The organism is Hymenobacter qilianensis, assembly GCF_014638675.1.
Classification (GTDB): Bacteria; Bacteroidota; Bacteroidia; order Cytophagales; family Hymenobacteraceae; genus Hymenobacter; species Hymenobacter qilianensis.
Genome location: NZ_BMFN01000001.1, coordinates 1322741 through 1338349 on the forward strand (window position 1 = coordinate 1322741; position 15609 = coordinate 1338349).

The following is a 15609-nucleotide window of genomic DNA, read 5'->3' on the forward strand; positions in this document are numbered from 1 at the left end:
GTTAAAAGGCAGCCAAAAGCGACGATCAGAATACTCAATCTGTTTTGGCTGCGTAAAGCTAAAACGAAAGCGCGGGAAGGCTTCATCTGAGCCCATTGGCGTTGATTATCGCCCTCGGGTTTGAAGTCTGCTTACGGAGTGTGAACTACTGATTGCCTAAATCTTACCTTTGTCGGCTATTATGGAAAGTAAACGTCAGCAAAAATTCGCCAGCTTGTTGCAACAGGATCTGGCCGCCGTCTTTCAACGCGACCTGCCTCACCTGTTCCCAGGTTTGCCCCCCGGCATCAGCACCGTGCGCGTATCCCCCGATCTGGGCGTGGCCCGCGTGTATCTGAGTCTGCTATTGGTTAAAGACAGTGAGGCCGTATTGCGCGACATCCGCGACAATGGCAAAGCCATTCGTCAGGCCTTAGCCAAACGGATTCGCAAGCAGGTGCGCGTCATCCCGGAGTTGAATTTCTTTCTCGATGACAGCGCATCGTACGCTGCCCGGATGGATGAGGTGATCAATACCCTGCATATTCCGCCTGCGCCGGCTCCCGACGACGAAGCGGATACGCCGCCCGAGAGCAAGCGTCCCAAGCTATTTGCCGACGAAGACGAGTAAAGTCCGGGATAGGCAAGCGTGAAGCCTTATGCTTCACCGAAAAAGCCCCCAAACTACTCTAAGCCGGCAACCGACTATTCACAACAGGTAACAGAACTTTGTATTACGACCCGATTAAAAAGTCGCTGGGGGAGGTGTTTAACCGCACGCCCTGGCTGCGCCGCCTCTTCTATTATCTGCTCGATTTATTGTTGCTGCGCACCTGGCACGTGCACCGCGAGTTGCGGCAGTGGGCCAAAGGTCGCACCGATGAGGCTCTGAATATTCTTGATGCGGGCTCCGGTTACGGGCAATATACCTACTGGCTTTCGGGCTTGAGCAAGAAATGGCAGATTCTCGCCGTCGATGTGAAAGACGAGCAGATTGCCGATTCCAACCGCTTCTTTCGCCAAATCGGGCGGGTGAATGTGCAGTTCGCGGTGCAGGACTTGGTGCTTTATCAGGAGCCGAACACATTTGATCTGGCGTTGTCGGTGGATGTGATGGAGCATATTCTGGAAGACGTGGAAGTGTTCACGAACATTCACGCCTCGCTGAAAGACGGCGGTATGTTGCTGATCTCTACCCCTTCTGACCAAGGTGGCTCCGACGTACACGGCGACGACGAAACCAGCTTTATTGAGGAGCACGTGCGCGATGGCTACAACATCCACGAGATTCAGCAGAAGCTGCGCACCGCCGGCTTCGACCGCATTGAGGCCCAGTACAGCTACGGCGAGCCCGGCCAGATTTCGTGGCGCCTGAGCATGAAGTACCCGATTCTGATGCTGGGCGCGTCCAAATGGTTCTTTGTGGTATTGCCGTTCTATTATCTCATCACGTTTCCGTTCTGCTTGCTTCTAAACTGGATTGATGCCAGCTCCAAGCACGATTCCGGCACCGGCCTCATCGTGAAAGCCTGGAAATAGCCCCCCAGCGCATCGCCTTTCCGCGAAGCCGCGTATCTTGCCTAACTTCTTTGCTTTCGCCGTCTCGTCTGCTCCGGTTTGTAATGCCTGATAAAAACGACTTCTCTGAGCTTTCACACAACCACGAAGAGCGTCTGCGCCGCTTGGATGAATTTATGCGTTGCGCCAGTTAAATCCGTGATAAGCCCCGTTGTCATTCCCCGTTTGCGCCCCGCATGAACGTTTCGTTGCTCATAGCCCGGCGTTACTTTTCGTCTAAGAAAAAGCGCAACATCATCAGCATCATCTCCAACATCTCCATGATTGGGGTGGCGGTGGGTACCATGTCGTTGATTATTGTGCTGTCCGTGTTCAATGGGCTCGAAGATTTGGTGCGCACCCTCTACGGCAAATCTGACCCCGATTTGTTGATCACGGCGGTGGAAGGCAAGTCATTTGAGGTAAACAATACCCTGCTCAATCGTCTGCGTACCGCGCCCGGTGTGAGTCTGGTGACCGAAGTAATCGAAGATAACGCCTTGCTCCAGTACCACGACCGGCAGATGGTGGTAAAGATGAAGGGCGTAACCGGCAACTACTTCGCCCAAACCAATATCGACTCGTCCATTGTGGAGGGCGACCATCGGCTGCGCCGCGGCGGCGAAGCGTATGCGCTCATCGGGGCCGGCGTGCAGCACGAGCTGAGCATCGCCCTCGACAACCGCTTCTCGCCCTTGCGCTTACTGTACCCGCGCAATACCGGCAAACGCACGCTGTCCATGAACCCCGAAAATGCCTTTTCTGAGCAGTCTATTTTGGCGGGGGGCGTTTTTCTGATTGAGCAGCAAATTGATAATAGCTATGTGTTTGTGCCCCTGGATTTTGCCGAGGAGTTGCTGCAGTACGGCAACCGGCGCACGGCGCTGGAAGTGCGCGTAGCCGAGGACCATCCGGTGGAGGAAACCCAAGCCGATATTCAGCGCCTCATTGGCCCCAAGTTTAAAGTGCTGAACTCCGATGAGCAGCACGTAAGCCTGCTGAAAGCCATCAAAGTGGAGAAGATGTTCGTGTTCATCACCTTCGCCTTCATCCTGCTTATTGCCTCGCTCAATATTTTCTTCTCGCTGTCTATGCTGGTCATCGACAAGCGAAAAGACATTGCCATTCTGATGGCGATGGGGGCCACCAACCGCACCGTGCGCAATGTGTTCTTGCTGGAAGGCGCCATTGTCGCCTTTGTCGGGGCTATTGTCGGGCTCATTCTGGGCATGACAATTTGCTGGCTTCAGCAAACATTTGGCTTAGTTTCCATGGGTATGGCCACCAGCGTTGTCGATTCGTACCCAGTGAAAATGCAATCTTCTGACATTGTACTGACGAGTATTGCCATCATCATTATCACCATTTCGGTTTCTATCCGACCCGCGCTGAATGCCTCGCGCCTCGATGTGCGCGAAAATCTGTAACGCCAGAGCCCTTATCGGAGTATGCATGCTATAAACCCGCCGGAGTGCTATAACCGGTGGAACGGTAGTCTGTGCTCATCTTAATTAGTGACAGATTATACTTTGCTTTTCGCCAGAAAAGTTAATATTTGATGTTTGTCATTGATTTCCACGCCGTTGCCGGCGCTGATTATGAAGGTCTCTACGTCGCAGCCATTTCAAATTGTTTATTCGCTGCTCGAACACGAATACTTAGGTTATTTATTTGAGTCTTACGTAGTTCAGCGCAATCCGCGCGGACAGCTTACCCTTCAGCATCAGACTGTTTCGGTTAAGAACGCTCCTGAGTTTGCCGCCGGCCTCGACGCAATCGATTTCGAGCTGATTGCCCTCACCGACCAGATTCAGCAAGACTGCGTCATCAAAGAGTTTTGGCCCAAAAAAACCACGCCGGCCGATTTTTTCTTTAAAATATATGACCCTGAAAAGGGCGATAAAAGCTTACAGGAGCAGATAGCCCGCTACGTGCAGGAGCGCATGGGGCAAATTCTGGCGCGTCTGGGGGGCAAATGTGTCTTCATTATGGGCAAAGACGGCGAGCCCACCTGGCGCGAGATCAGTATGGCCGATGAGCCAGCCTCGGTGCTCTTTCACTTCCGTCGCAATGAGGATAATACCCACTATTTCCCCACCATTCAGTACAAGGGACAAAAGCTTGATTTTCAATTCAAAAACGCGGTAGTCGTATGTGCCCAGCCCGCGTGGCTGCTGGTGAGCGACGTGCTCTACAGCTTCCGCAATGACGTGGACGGCAAGAAGCTGCAACCCTTTCTGAATAAGAAGTTTATCGTTATTCCACGGCAGGTAGAAGACAGCTACTTTCAACGCTTTGTGGCCCCGCTGGTCGAGTCGTTCGACGTGCATGCACGCGGCTTTGATATTCGCTCGGAGCGCTACGTGGCCCGGCCCCAGCTTACCTTCTCTGATGTGCCCGGCGCACTGGTCGTGACCGAAGACGCAGCGCCCCGCGCTGGCGCTCGCAACGGAAATTTGCCCCCCAGCGCCTCCACTACCGTTTCGTCCGGCCACATTCACTTCGATCTGTCGTTCCGCTACGGCGACCACACCGTGCCCAACAGCTTCGATAAGCGGGTGAGCGTAAAGCTGGAAAAAACGGCCGACAGCTACATTTTTCATCGCCTCATTCGCAATATCGACCACGAGGAGGCCATGATTCAGGAACTGGCCGATCGGGCGCTGGAAGTGCGCAACGGCCGCGCGGTGCTCGAAAAAGCCACCGCTTTTCGCTGGCTCCACAGCCATGCTGAAGATCTGTCGCGTCTGGGCTTTACGGTGCAGCAGAGCACTACTTCGGGCAAAGACTACTTTATCGGTGCCATTACGGTAGAAGTCGGCATCACCGAGTCCAACGACTGGTTTGATGTGCATGGCACCGTGCGCTTTGGCGAGTTTGAAATCCCGTTTGTGAAGCTGCGCTCCTACATTCTGGGGCGCCGCCACGAATATCGGTTGCCTAACGGCCAGATTGCCATTATTCCGGAAGAGTGGTTTTCGCAGTATTTGGAGCTGTTCGCGTTTTCGGAGGAAACCGATAATACGCTTACGCTGCGCAAACACCATTTGGCCTTGGTCTCGGACTTGCAAAATGGCAACTTGGCTACCGTTACCATGTCGCGGAAGCTGGAAAAGCTGCGCGGCTTCGAAACAGTGGAAGAACAGGCTATGCCAGCCGGGTTTAAGGGCAAATTGCGACCCTATCAGAAGGCGGGCTACGATTGGCTGCACTTCGTGAAAGACTATGGCTTCGGTGGCTGCCTGGCCGATGACATGGGCCTTGGTAAAACCATTCAAACCCTGGCTTTGCTGCTTCAGCGCAAAGAAAGCGGCGATAGTTCTGGCTCGGCTTCTTTGCTTGTGATGCCTACCTCGTTGGTTTTCAACTGGATGAGCGAAGCCTTTAAGTTTGCGCCCAGTTTGCGGCTTCTTATCTACACGGGCACCTACCGCGACAAAAACGTAGAGCAGTTCTCGGATTACGATGTGGTGCTGACCAGTTACGGCATCGTACGCCTCGACGCGGAGCTGCTCAAAACCTACAAGTTCGACTACGTGATTCTGGATGAGTCGCAGGCCATTAAAAACCCTTCCTCTACCACGTCGCAGGCCGTGCGGGGGCTGCACTCTCGCCATCGTCTTATTCTAACTGGTACGCCTGTTGAGAACAGCACCATGGATTTGTGGTCGCAGATGTCGTTCATCAACCCCGGCTTGCTGGGTTCACAAGCATTTTTCCGCAAGGAATTTCTTAAGCCCATTGAAAAAGGTAAGGACGAAACCCGCACCCGGAAACTTCATGCGCTCATCAAACCCTTTATTCTGCGTCGCCATAAGGCGCAAGTAGCTAAAGAGCTGCCGGACAAAATAGAGCACCTTAGCTACTGCTCCATGACAGACGAGCAGACGCAGTGCTACGAGGAAACCAAGAGCTTTTACCGCAACAAGATTCTGCGCAATATTGAGGAGCACGGCACGGCCAGCACGCAGTTTATGCTGTTGCAGGGCCTGACGAAATTGCGCCAGATTGCCAATCATCCGCGCATGGCCGACGAAACCTACGAAGCGGAGTCGGGCAAGCTGCGCGAAGTTGTTCGCATGATTCGCAGCGTGGTAGCCGAGGGGCACAAAGTTTTGGTATTCAGCCAGTTCGTGAAGCACCTGGATATTGTGCGGGCTTCCCTCGACGAAAAGCAAATCGAGTACGCTTACCTCGACGGCAACACGCGCGACCGGCACAAGGAAGTTGCCCGTTTCCAGGAAACCGAGGACTTGCGGGTATTTCTGATTTCATTGAAAGCCGGCGGCGTAGGGCTTAATTTGACCGCTGCTGACTATGTGTTTATCCTTGATCCGTGGTGGAACCCTGCCGTGGAAGCGCAGGCCGTTGACCGCGCCCACCGCATAGGCCAGCAGCGCACGGTATTTACCTATAAGTTTATCTCGAAGAACACGGTAGAAGAGAAGATTCTGGCGCTGCAGAATAAGAAGATTCAGCTTGTCACGGACTTAATCTCAACCGACGAGACAATTATCAAAAGTCTGACGAAAGAGGATATTGAGGAGCTGCTGGGCTAGGCGCAGCAGTACAACTGGTTATTTTGCCCCCCACGAGTTACTGTTTGGCAGCTTGCCAGGCTTGATGCGGCTGATCGGTGGTTAAGCCACTAAAATCTCCTCGCAAGGCTTTAAGTGCATATTTCTCCGTGTCAATTTCCCGGCGGCTTCGGTAGCCTAGCTTGCGAAAAACGGGTAGCGGCGGGCACCAGCCTTGGATTGCGTGCCACAGTAAAAACGATGCAACAACCCCGGGTAAGGCAATCCAGCGCCGATCAACGGTACGGCTGGCGGCAAAGCCCAGCAACGATAGCACAGAGGCATTCGCCATTAGTGTGCGGTCGATGTCCCACTCTTGATCCAACTCCTGTATTCGTCTTTCCAAAGCGGCAGGTCCGGCTTGTGCACAAGCCCGCACCCGTCCGGCTGCGTCCCGGTCTAGTTCAGCGTTGATTTCATCAGAGGTACTGCGGCGGCTAGGGTCGTGGCTAGACATAAAGTGGGAGCGTATAGAAGTGAAATAGCGCCTTCCGTTCTACGCCCCAACTTTTAATCTGTTACTAAAAGCTAATTGTTTGATACTGAGACTATCGATTAATGTAGCCTGATGGCCTAAAAAGCCCCCCATCAGCATGGAAAGCCGCACAGCTACCAAATGGCTTTTTCGGTTGGCGATGAGTACCCGCGACTATTCTTCGCTGTACGCGTCTATGTTATTAGCAATCAGGTTATTACTCATTGTACTTTATCCTGCCAAAGATAACGCTTGCAGGCCATAGCCAACTACGGCCCCACCCAGCACCAGCCACGCCGAGTTGACCTTATACCGGAGCAGCAGCACCGCGCTGACCACGACAAGCATTACGGTAGGCGCATCCACAACCGCGGTACGGGCAAGCGTGAATGAAACGGCGGCCATAAGTGCCCAAGAGGCGGCATTAAGGCCGTCGAGGAAGGCACCGGCTAAGGGCGACTGTCGCAAACGCTTCAACAGTGGGATACTGAAACCAACAAAGAAGAAAGCGGGCAGAAAAATGCCTCCCGTAGCCACCAATGCCCCCGCCCAGCCCAACAGCACGTAGCCTACGAAGGTAGCCGTCGTAAATACCGGCCCTGGCGTGACCTGTCCGACCACTACTGAGTCGAGCAGCTGCACCTGCGAAAGCCAGTGGAAGCGTTGTACTAAGTCGGCATCGAGGAAGGCGAGCAGCACGTAGCCGCTGCCGTAAAGCACGGAGCCAATTTTGACGAACACCAAAAAAAGTGGCCCCAAACCGAGCGGCGCGCTACCGGCCGCGTCGCTGGGCTTTAGTCCGAAGACCATTGGTAACAACGCCAGCGCTGCCACGGCGCCCATCAATAACAGTAGCGCCGGGGGCACGCGTTTGGTTTCCAGCGTTGGCCAGCGCAGGGCGCCCGTCGCTATGCCGGCACCAAACAGGAGCAGCAACTCATCCACTCCCAATAGCGCCAATGCCAGTCCAGCGCCAGCCAACAGCTGCAATGTTCTGGTTTTGAGCGCCGAGCGCCCCAGACTCCAGAGTGCCTGTGCTACCACCGCCACAATAACCGGCTTCACGCCATAAAGCACGCCGCTCATGGCTGGTAAGGTGCCGAAACGCACGTAGGCCCAGGCAAAGGCCATAACAATGAGCATTGCCGGCAGAATAAAGCAGATGCCCGCCACCAGCAGCCCCGCCCAGCCGCGCCGCTCATAACCAATATGGATGGCCAGCTCAGTGGAGTTGGGGCCAGGAATGAGGTTGGCCGCGCTAAGCAAATCCAGAAACCGCTCCTGCGTAAGCCAGCCCCGTCGGCGCACTACTTCTTCCTCCATCATGGCAATGTGCGCCGCGGGTCCGCCGAAGGCAGTAGAGCCCAGGCGCAAAAACAGCAGCGCCAGTTCGCCGAGTGAGGTAGTCGTATCTGTCCTATCCATGAGCTCCCCGTTATAAGCGCTCACAGAATCTATCGTTGAGCAGCACGGCTATGCTGATATGAGTGTTGGTAGTAGCGTGGTAAGGCTGGAGCATGCGTTGCAATAACGTAAATGATCAGAGGAGAGGCACCATTTCCCTGCATTCTGATGAGCTGATGGCGACGGCAAGCTGGCTTCCTGTGCAAACCAAGCCTCAGCCCGTTGGAGCATAAAGCGGCAGCTTTTTCTGTTCCTCGCCGTTTTCTTCTTAACTATCCGTCCATGAATCGTAAAAATCTGCTGCAATGGCTGCCTTTCGCCATTCTGGCCCTCGTTCTGCTCACCGACCTGCGTCCGATTGTATTGGGAGGCATGCAGCGCGGGTTGCTGGCCACCGGGCTATGGAAGCCTGATCTGCCGACGTTAGCTACTGGCGCGCCAAAAGATAAAACAACGACCACCGGCGGCGGGGCTTACCCCCACAATCTGACTCTGGTTACGCTGGGGGGCAAAAGTATGAACCTGAGTGAGCTGAAAGGGAAAGTAGTATTTGTGAATATGTGGGCGAGCTGGTGCCCGCCCTGCGTGGCCGAAATGCCGGGCATACACGCCTTGTATGAGAAGGTAGATAAGACGAAAGTCGCGTTTGTGATGATTTCGCTCGACGAAAAACCGGCAAAGGCACAGGCGCTGCTCAAGCGTCGGGGCTATATTTTCCCGGTGTATTTTCCTACGGGTCCGCTGCCGGCACCCTTCAATTCCAGCGCCATTCCTTCTACCGTCATCCTTGGCCCAGATGGGCAGGTAGCGGCCCGCCACGACGGCATGGCCGAGTACGATACCCCGGAGTTTAAAGCAGCGCTGGAAAACTTATTTGTTCCTAATGGCTGAGCATAGCACTACAGCCGTGGACTATGCGCCACAAAGGGCTCCAGCCGGACGCGCAACGACCGGGGCGCGAACTGCTCCGGCTCGTCTGGCAGACACTTTACCAATTCGGCAAACTGTGCGCTCGCCAGCAGGTGCCCGGCCATACCCCAATGCGGGTATTCACGCCGGGGCCGGCGGGAGCGCGTAACCACGGTTACCTGCCGGTGCCGGGTATCGGCTTGAATGCGGGCAAATAAGTTTTCTACCTCTGCTTCCGCTCCTTCCAATATCTGAGCAAAGTGCTCACCATCGTAAAATAAAACCCCCGTGATATGATGGATAGAGTTGAAGTTGCGGGCTTGCGTAACCAAGGACTGCATAGCCTCTGCACTTAGCGGTGCTACAGCTCGGCTGACATAGATTAGTTGATAGAACATAGCGGCCCGCGCGCAACAGGGCTTCGCCGCTAACCACGGCTGGGGTTGCGCTTGGGTAAGAGAAGATACACAATTAGCGGCACTTTATGCTCCTGCAAAAACACCGGAAAGAACGCCGCTGACAGGAATTTGAACGGCTGGCGGCGGTAAATAAGAAAAAAACCCGGACCTTGTATATTACGTTGACGTGTTGCAGGGAGCAGATTTGCCCCCCACGATCAGGCAAACGAAGTACATTACTATCTGAGCCACACCCTATAGCGTTGATGGTATTCTACCGGTGCAGGGGTAATGATGACCACGTAAGGTGTGCCCTTACACGGATCACAAATCGGGTTGTACGCCCTTAGAAGCGCTACTATTCGTAGAAATGAAAATTTAAATTAACCAGACTGACCCTTTTTGGCCAGTCTTGACGTTAGCTGTTTATGTCCACTTCAGTTAAGCGCCCACGGGCGCGCAAACCCATCGAAACTACTGGCCCCGCAATGTCGCATGCCGATCACCTGCTTTCCCTGCACACGCGTGAGCAAGGCAAAACGGTAATGTACAAACAAGACGCCTGGGGCCATGTTGAAACGCGCTTCGTGCGCACTCAAAACGTGCCCGTTTGGGAAGCTAAAGGCTTCACAGTTCGTTAATACTTAACTCCCCTTCCAACTTCGCTTCCTGATTCTATAGCTGATCAATAGCTGAACCAGTAAAGCCTTGTCTGATAGCCTGCACTCCCAAAGTGCGGGCTTTGTCATGTTAGGCTGTTTAGAAATTGTGTAGTGCCTTGGTTATCACAAGGCAAAAACCATAGGCTGGGGGGCTTTTTTTATCATCCACAGTTGCTCAACCGCACGTTGCCGGTGCGCGCTCAGCAGGAGCAGATTCTGGTAAAATGCGGGCTCAGCCAGCACCTACGCCTTTCGGCCCAATTTCTGTTTCTTGCGTTGGGGCCGCGACGGCGATGCTACACTCTCTGGTTCCACTTGTGATTATCCGCAGCATTCCCCACTTCTGTTTGCAATACGACCAAGTGCTGAGTGTGCTGCGCCTGGAGTGGATAAATGGCCCCGATATGAGCGGGCTTCATACCAGCTCTCAGCAGCTGCTGGGTCTGATCCGAATGTTGCAGGTGCGCCACCTGCTGATCGATATGAACACCGTACCCGACTTATCCCTGGCCGACCAGGTATGGCTCGGCGACCATTGGATGCCCGAGCTGGTAACACTGACCCTCGAGCGGCTGGTGCTGGTAATCGATAGTTTTCGGGTGCACAATCAGCTGGCTATCGACGCCTTACACGATCTGGTGCAGCCAGGTATCCGCTTCGACGCGCAGTACTTCACCGACTCAGAGGCGGCTTTGCACTGGCTTACTGATGGATCACGCCGTCTGCCCGCGCTGGCAGCCGAGTGGGACGCGCGCCACAGGCTGGCCCGCTGAAGCCAGTGGCGCGCGTCGTTCATTCACTGACCACGACAGCCATCTGATTATTGGCCGCATTAATGGCCAGCCGACTAACTTTATTCAGGCCGGGTGCTGTTCCCGTCATCTTTACCGGCTTCCAGCCATCGCGGTGCCCAGGCCGGCAGGCGTAAATCTGCTGTCCATTGCTCATTAGCATCAAACCATTTTTTGTCCAGGCCAGATCTTCGGACCCCTCCAGCGCCGGCCCCAGAATGCTGATAGCTTGGGTGTTGGTATCAAACCGCTTAATCAGCCACTTGCCTTCCGGCGTTTTCTCCAGAAAACTAAGGGCCGTCTGATTGGGGATTTGTTTCAGCGAGCGGCCAATGTTGCGGGCAATGATGGTGTCGCTGTTGGTTGTCAGGTTGAGGTAGTGCAGCTCGCTGCTGGGCGTTGCTAGCGCGTACACCAGCAGGCGAGATTGGTCAATCCAGACATGATATCCCACTTTCAACTTGTCCACCAAAATAATAGGCGGGCCACCCTTCAGGGGGTATTTGCCTAAGTCCTGCTGCCCATTGTCGCGCTGGATAATGCAGGAGAGAAACTGTTGATCGGCCGTGAGCAGGGGCGAATATTCCCGCTCACGCGTAGCCGTAATCTGCTGCGTTTGGGCAGTTTTATAGTTGTAGGATTTCAGGTCGGTGCGGCTGCTATCCGTGCTAGACGAGTAGTAGAGCAGGGGCAAAGCGGGGTGGAAAAAAGGCTGGTTATCGTAGCCTTTGTGCGGAGTAATGTTGCGCGGATTAGATAGTACCACCGTATTGCCTTTCACCGACAAGTCAACTAGATAAATGTCGGTGTCTGCCTGCGCCGAGGCCAGGAAAGGGAAAAGGCAGCAGAGAAGGAGGGCTAGTCGGTTCATCAGGGGAGGGGGCTACGAAAAGTGAAAGTAAGACTAGTTCATGAAATATGGCTTTTTGCCTGGAGCCGCTTACCTTGTTCGTGGCTGCGCCCACTTTGTGCCCGGCTAGTTGTTATGAAAAAACAATACGCGGCGAGTCTGATTTTGCTCCTGGCACTGGTAGGATTTGCGGGCCCCGATTCGGGAGTGCATAAGGTGCGGCGCTACCGCCAAACCCATGAACTGACTCTCTTAACGGAGTATATGCAGTTTCTGGCCATCCCAAATGTGGCCGCGGATAGCGCCAATCTGCGCCAGACGGCCAGCTTTATTCTGGGCATGATGCAGAAACGGGGTATTAAAGGGCAGCTATTGCCAGCGAAGACCCCAGGCGTGCCGCCCGCCGTGTATGGCGAGGTGCGTACGCCCGGTGCCAAGCGCACCATTGTATTTTATGCGCACTACGATGGTCAGCCGGTCAATGCGGCGCAGTGGGCCAGTGGGCTAAGTCCTTTTAAGCCCCAGCTAACCAGCGCTGCCTTGACTCATGGGGGGCAATTTATCCCGATGATGCAGGCTGGGGAAACGTCCGGGCCCGACTGGCGCCTCTACGCCCGTAGCAGCTCCGATGACAAAGCCGGCGTGATGGCCATTCTGGCGGGCTATGAAGCTTTGGTGCAAAGCAAGCAGCGGCCCGGTGTCAACATCAAATTCTTTTTCGAAGGCGAAGAAGAGAAAGGCTCGCCGCACCTAAGCGAGATTGTGGAAGGTAACCGCGCCCTGCTCGCCTCCGACCTCTGGATTATTTGTGATGGGCCGGTACATCAGTCGGGGCAGAAGCAGGTGGTGTTCGGCGCTCGGGGCGACGTAAATGTGGGCCTCACCGTGTATGGTCCGAAGCGGCCTCTGCACAGCGGGCACTACGGCAACTGGGCCCCCAATCCGGCGCTGGCGCTGGCACAATTGCTTGCTTCTATGAAGGATAGCACCGGCCGCGTGACCATCGAGGGCTTTTACGACGACGTAATTCCCCTTACTGCCAAGGAGCAGCAGGCCCTGAGCCGCGTGCCTAACCTCGACGCGGCTATCCAGAAGGAGCTCAGCTTTGCCCGGGCCGATGGTGGGGGGCAAAATTTAAGCGAATTAATCAATCAGCCTTCGCTGAACATAAACGGTATGCGCAGCGCAAATGTGGGTGCGCAGGCGGCCAACGTGATTCCCACCACCGCCGAGGCAACCCTGGATCTGCGTCTGGTGCTGGGCAACGACTGGGAGCGGCAGGTAGCCAAAGTAGTAAGCCACATTCGGCGCCAAGGCTTTTTCGTGACAACTCAAGAACCCACTGACGCCGAGCGGGCCCGCTATCCGCGCATCGTGCGCCTAACGCCTCACACCGGCTACAATGCCGAACGCACTTCCATGGATCTGCCTCTGGCTCAGGAAGTAGTGGTAGCCGTGCAGCGCACAAGCACGCAGCCGGTGGTGCAGGTACCTACCTCAGGCGGTAGCCTGCCGCTGCACGTGTTCAAGAAAATAAACGCGACCACGCTCACCGTACCCGTGGCGAACTACGACAACAACCAGCACGCCGAAAACGAGAATATCCGATTGGGCAACCTCTGGGACGGGATGGAAACCATGGCCGCGATTATGCAGCTGAAGTAGCGCGGTTTCATAACTATATCAGCCCTTTCTGCATACACACGCTGTTTTCACCGCCCACATATTGTCCATAATTGGGGATGCGCTGATAACCACTTCTTTCGTAAAGGCGGATGGCTTCTGGTTGCTTCATTCCGGTTTCCAGTACACAGCCTCTGTAGTGTAACTCTCGGGCCCATTGCTCCAACTCCGTCAGGACTGACGCTGCGACGCCCTGGCCGCGCAAGGCTGGCTGCATATACATGCGCTTGATTTCCACCAATTCGCCGGTAAATTCCTTGAAAGTTCCGCAGCCCACTGGCTCGTCGTGCTGATAGGCTACCACTGTGTGCTTAATTGCTTCAACCTTATTGAACTGGGCGTAAAAGGCATGGTCGGCGCCGTCGCGCGCTCCCAACTCGTGGTCGAGCAATTGTACTAGCGCCCGAAAGTCGGGGTTGTCGGAGCTTGTTCGGATGAGGCGTAGCATGGAAGTTTAGGTTGCTATCGGGCGAAGCAGTTGTATCAAAGATTCTCCCCCAGCTACAAAATACCATGTGATTAGGATTTTACTTGTTTTTATTTTTGAATACTAAAAAATATTTACACCATATCCTTCTCTTCCTTCGGCGCAAGTGCTTATATCTGATGATAGATTTGTAGTGAAATACGCTTTAGCATCTTCAAAGTTTTTTAGTATAAAGTATTTTTCAGTTTGGTTGTTATATATTATTAAATATTGATTATAAGCATAAAAATTCTTTTTTCCATATGTGATAGTTGTTAATCCTTTTTCGTTATAACTTAATCTGTTTGTCCGGACATCCGCTTTTATATAGGTATTTTTATAAATTTTTTGTAACGCTCCAGCTAGATCCCACTCACAATCAAATATAGGAGCAGGACCTACATATGGGCATATGCCGTCTAATATTAATGTGTTTTTTGTGGTGAGTTCTGGACCCCTTCTCTGTAGAGAATCAAGTATCTTTAGTTGGCTAATGTACGACCTTGAAAAGAATGTGCTGATTGCGTAGTTAGCAATGTATCCGGATCCACACAAAACGGAAACGGGAAAAGCAAAAATGAAAGTTTTGATGTTTTTATTCCTTATATGAAAAGATGCTAATCCAATTGATCCAAAAAAGCATGCTGATACTCCTATTGCAGCCGCAGTTGTAACCCTGTTGTTAATTCCAGTAGGAGTAGGTGACAGATTATTGGCAGTTAAGAATATAGAATACCCCATTAAGTAAATCACTGCTCCTGATAAAATTGTAAGCAGCCAAAACCTTCTTGTATAAGCCTGAATTTTAAATTGGATAAGGTACAAAAATATTATTAAAGAAAGAGAAAGGGCAATAAAATATGTATTTCCGCTAGTGCGAGTTTGAAACAAATGCCATATGTGCTTAGGTAATTTAAATCCATATGTATAAAAGTCATTTATGGCAGCCGATTTAAAAGCTTGTGTAATACTTATTAAATAATTAGAATTATATCCACCTATTCGCGTAGAGTAATGAACTTTGAATAAAATACACAATAAATATATTAGAACGCTTAAAGAAATTATACCTGCGCATTTTAAACCCTTGCTACGGCATTTCCACCATGTTATTAAAAAATTCAACACGAATAGTGGTACTATAACTTCATACGCCAATATTGAAATTGCTAGGCTAGCTAAGCTTGTCAATAGCCATTGCCAGCTACTCTTGCCTTTTTCTAATGATTCTATATATTTCATATTAGCATATATGTTAATAAAGAAAAAGCATGTACTAACATTAATAGTAAAACTTGCTACCCACATTCTAGTTGTAGAGTAATGAGGTAATAAAGTGTATATAAGAGGTATTGTGAACGCTGCAATACGCGGAGCATTTAATTTGTTTAAACTTAAGTAAAAATATATAACTAAAAGGGATAAGAAAAACAAATTACTAATATGATAGCCAAGCGGCGATGTGTCAAAAAACCAATATAATGAAGACAATTGTATGACTTGGATGGGGCGAGTTATAAGTATGTCTTTATATATTATAAAAAAATCGTATATGAACGTCAATAATCCGCTCGATTTAATATTTGATAATACTCCCAAGAATGCCCAGTCATCACTATAAAACCCTAGGTCAAACAAAAAATAAATTTGTAACGAAATTGTGGCTGCTAATAAGAAAGCTATGTCAATAAGCCGATGATTTTTAGTGATAAAGTATTTTTGCATTTAAGTGGCTTTAATTTAATTGTGACTGTGATTTTAATGATAATCTCATATGCAAACTACATCTTTGTGCGCTCTAAAATACATACTTTTTTTGCATAAAAAACTAACACTAATCTTACTGGTAAAGCTGCAA

Annotated in this window: 14 protein-coding genes; 8 read left to right on the plus strand and 6 right to left on the minus strand. The window is 52.1% G+C overall.

Going from position 1 to position 15609, the window contains the following annotated elements:
* Positions 1-181: 181 nt before the first annotated feature.
* From IEW06_RS05670 to IEW06_RS05685, 4 genes are all read left to right on the plus strand, one after another.
* Positions 182-610: a ribosome-binding factor A gene (locus tag IEW06_RS05670; RefSeq protein ID WP_187733519.1), complete on the plus strand. Its 429-nt coding sequence runs from the start codon at positions 182-184 to the stop codon at positions 608-610.
* 98 nt (positions 611-708) lie between these two features.
* Positions 709-1518 carry a class I SAM-dependent methyltransferase gene (locus IEW06_RS05675; protein ID WP_187733518.1) on the plus strand — a complete coding sequence of 270 codons (810 nt, stop codon included), beginning with the start codon at positions 709-711 and terminating at the stop codon, positions 1516-1518.
* Between the two features lie 215 nt (positions 1519-1733).
* Positions 1734-2963 carry an FtsX-like permease family protein gene (locus IEW06_RS05680; RefSeq protein ID WP_187733517.1) on the plus strand — a complete coding sequence of 410 codons (1230 nt, stop codon included), beginning with the start codon at positions 1734-1736 and terminating at the stop codon, positions 2961-2963.
* 135 nt (positions 2964-3098) lie between these two features.
* Complete coding sequence (locus IEW06_RS05685; RefSeq protein WP_308421996.1) at positions 3099-6095, plus strand: DEAD/DEAH box helicase; 2997 nt, start codon at positions 3099-3101, stop codon at positions 6093-6095.
* 37 nt (positions 6096-6132) lie between these two features.
* Here the strand turns inward: IEW06_RS05685 and IEW06_RS05690 are convergent, their stop codons facing one another.
* Together IEW06_RS05690 and chrA are read right to left on the minus strand one after the other, a co-directional pair.
* Positions 6133-6570 (minus strand): hypothetical protein, encoded by a 438-nt coding sequence (locus IEW06_RS05690; RefSeq protein WP_187733516.1) that lies wholly within the window; start codon positions 6568-6570, stop codon positions 6133-6135.
* Between the two features lie 249 nt (positions 6571-6819).
* Entirely contained in the window at positions 6820-8013 is a 1194-nt protein-coding gene (chrA, locus tag IEW06_RS05695) for a chromate efflux transporter (protein WP_187733515.1), read from the minus strand.
* 261 nt (positions 8014-8274) lie between these two features.
* Here chrA and IEW06_RS05700 point away from each other — a divergent pair, with 261 nt between their 5' ends.
* Complete coding sequence (locus IEW06_RS05700) at positions 8275-8883, plus strand: TlpA family protein disulfide reductase (protein WP_188547660.1); 609 nt, start codon at positions 8275-8277, stop codon at positions 8881-8883.
* An 8-nt stretch (positions 8884-8891) separates the two neighbouring features.
* Here the strand turns inward: IEW06_RS05700 and IEW06_RS05705 are convergent, their stop codons facing one another.
* The gene (locus tag IEW06_RS05705) at positions 8892-9299 is read right to left on the minus strand and encodes a BLUF domain-containing protein (protein ID WP_187733514.1); all 408 of its coding nucleotides are present in this window, start codon (positions 9297-9299) and stop codon (positions 8892-8894) included.
* 428 nt (positions 9300-9727) lie between these two features.
* Here IEW06_RS05705 and IEW06_RS05710 point away from each other — a divergent pair, with 428 nt between their 5' ends.
* Positions 9728-9940 carry a hypothetical protein gene (locus IEW06_RS05710; protein ID WP_133274492.1) on the plus strand — a complete coding sequence of 71 codons (213 nt, stop codon included), beginning with the start codon at positions 9728-9730 and terminating at the stop codon, positions 9938-9940.
* A gap of 368 nt (positions 9941-10308) precedes the next feature.
* Positions 10309-10734 (plus strand): hypothetical protein, encoded by a 426-nt coding sequence (locus IEW06_RS05715; RefSeq protein ID WP_187733513.1) that lies wholly within the window; start codon positions 10309-10311, stop codon positions 10732-10734.
* Positions 10735-10753: 19 nt separating this feature from the next.
* Here the strand turns inward: IEW06_RS05715 and IEW06_RS05720 are convergent, their stop codons facing one another.
* On the minus strand, positions 10754-11623 hold the full coding sequence (locus IEW06_RS05720) for a TolB-like translocation protein (protein WP_187733512.1): 870 nt from the start codon (positions 11621-11623) through the stop codon (positions 10754-10756).
* Positions 11624-11737: 114 nt separating this feature from the next.
* Here IEW06_RS05720 and IEW06_RS05725 point away from each other — a divergent pair, with 114 nt between their 5' ends.
* Positions 11738-13267, plus strand: coding sequence for a M20/M25/M40 family metallo-hydrolase (locus IEW06_RS05725; protein WP_188547662.1), 1530 nt, complete (start codon positions 11738-11740; stop codon positions 13265-13267).
* A 13-nt stretch (positions 13268-13280) separates the two neighbouring features.
* Here the strand turns inward: IEW06_RS05725 and IEW06_RS05730 are convergent, their stop codons facing one another.
* Both IEW06_RS05730 and IEW06_RS05735 read right to left on the minus strand, forming a co-directional pair.
* The gene (locus IEW06_RS05730; protein WP_187733511.1) at positions 13281-13733 is read right to left on the minus strand and encodes a GNAT family N-acetyltransferase; all 453 of its coding nucleotides are present in this window, start codon (positions 13731-13733) and stop codon (positions 13281-13283) included.
* A 102-nt stretch (positions 13734-13835) separates the two neighbouring features.
* Complete coding sequence (locus IEW06_RS05735) at positions 13836-15476, minus strand: hypothetical protein (protein ID WP_187733510.1); 1641 nt, start codon at positions 15474-15476, stop codon at positions 13836-13838.
* Between the last annotated feature and the right edge of the window lie 133 nt (positions 15477-15609).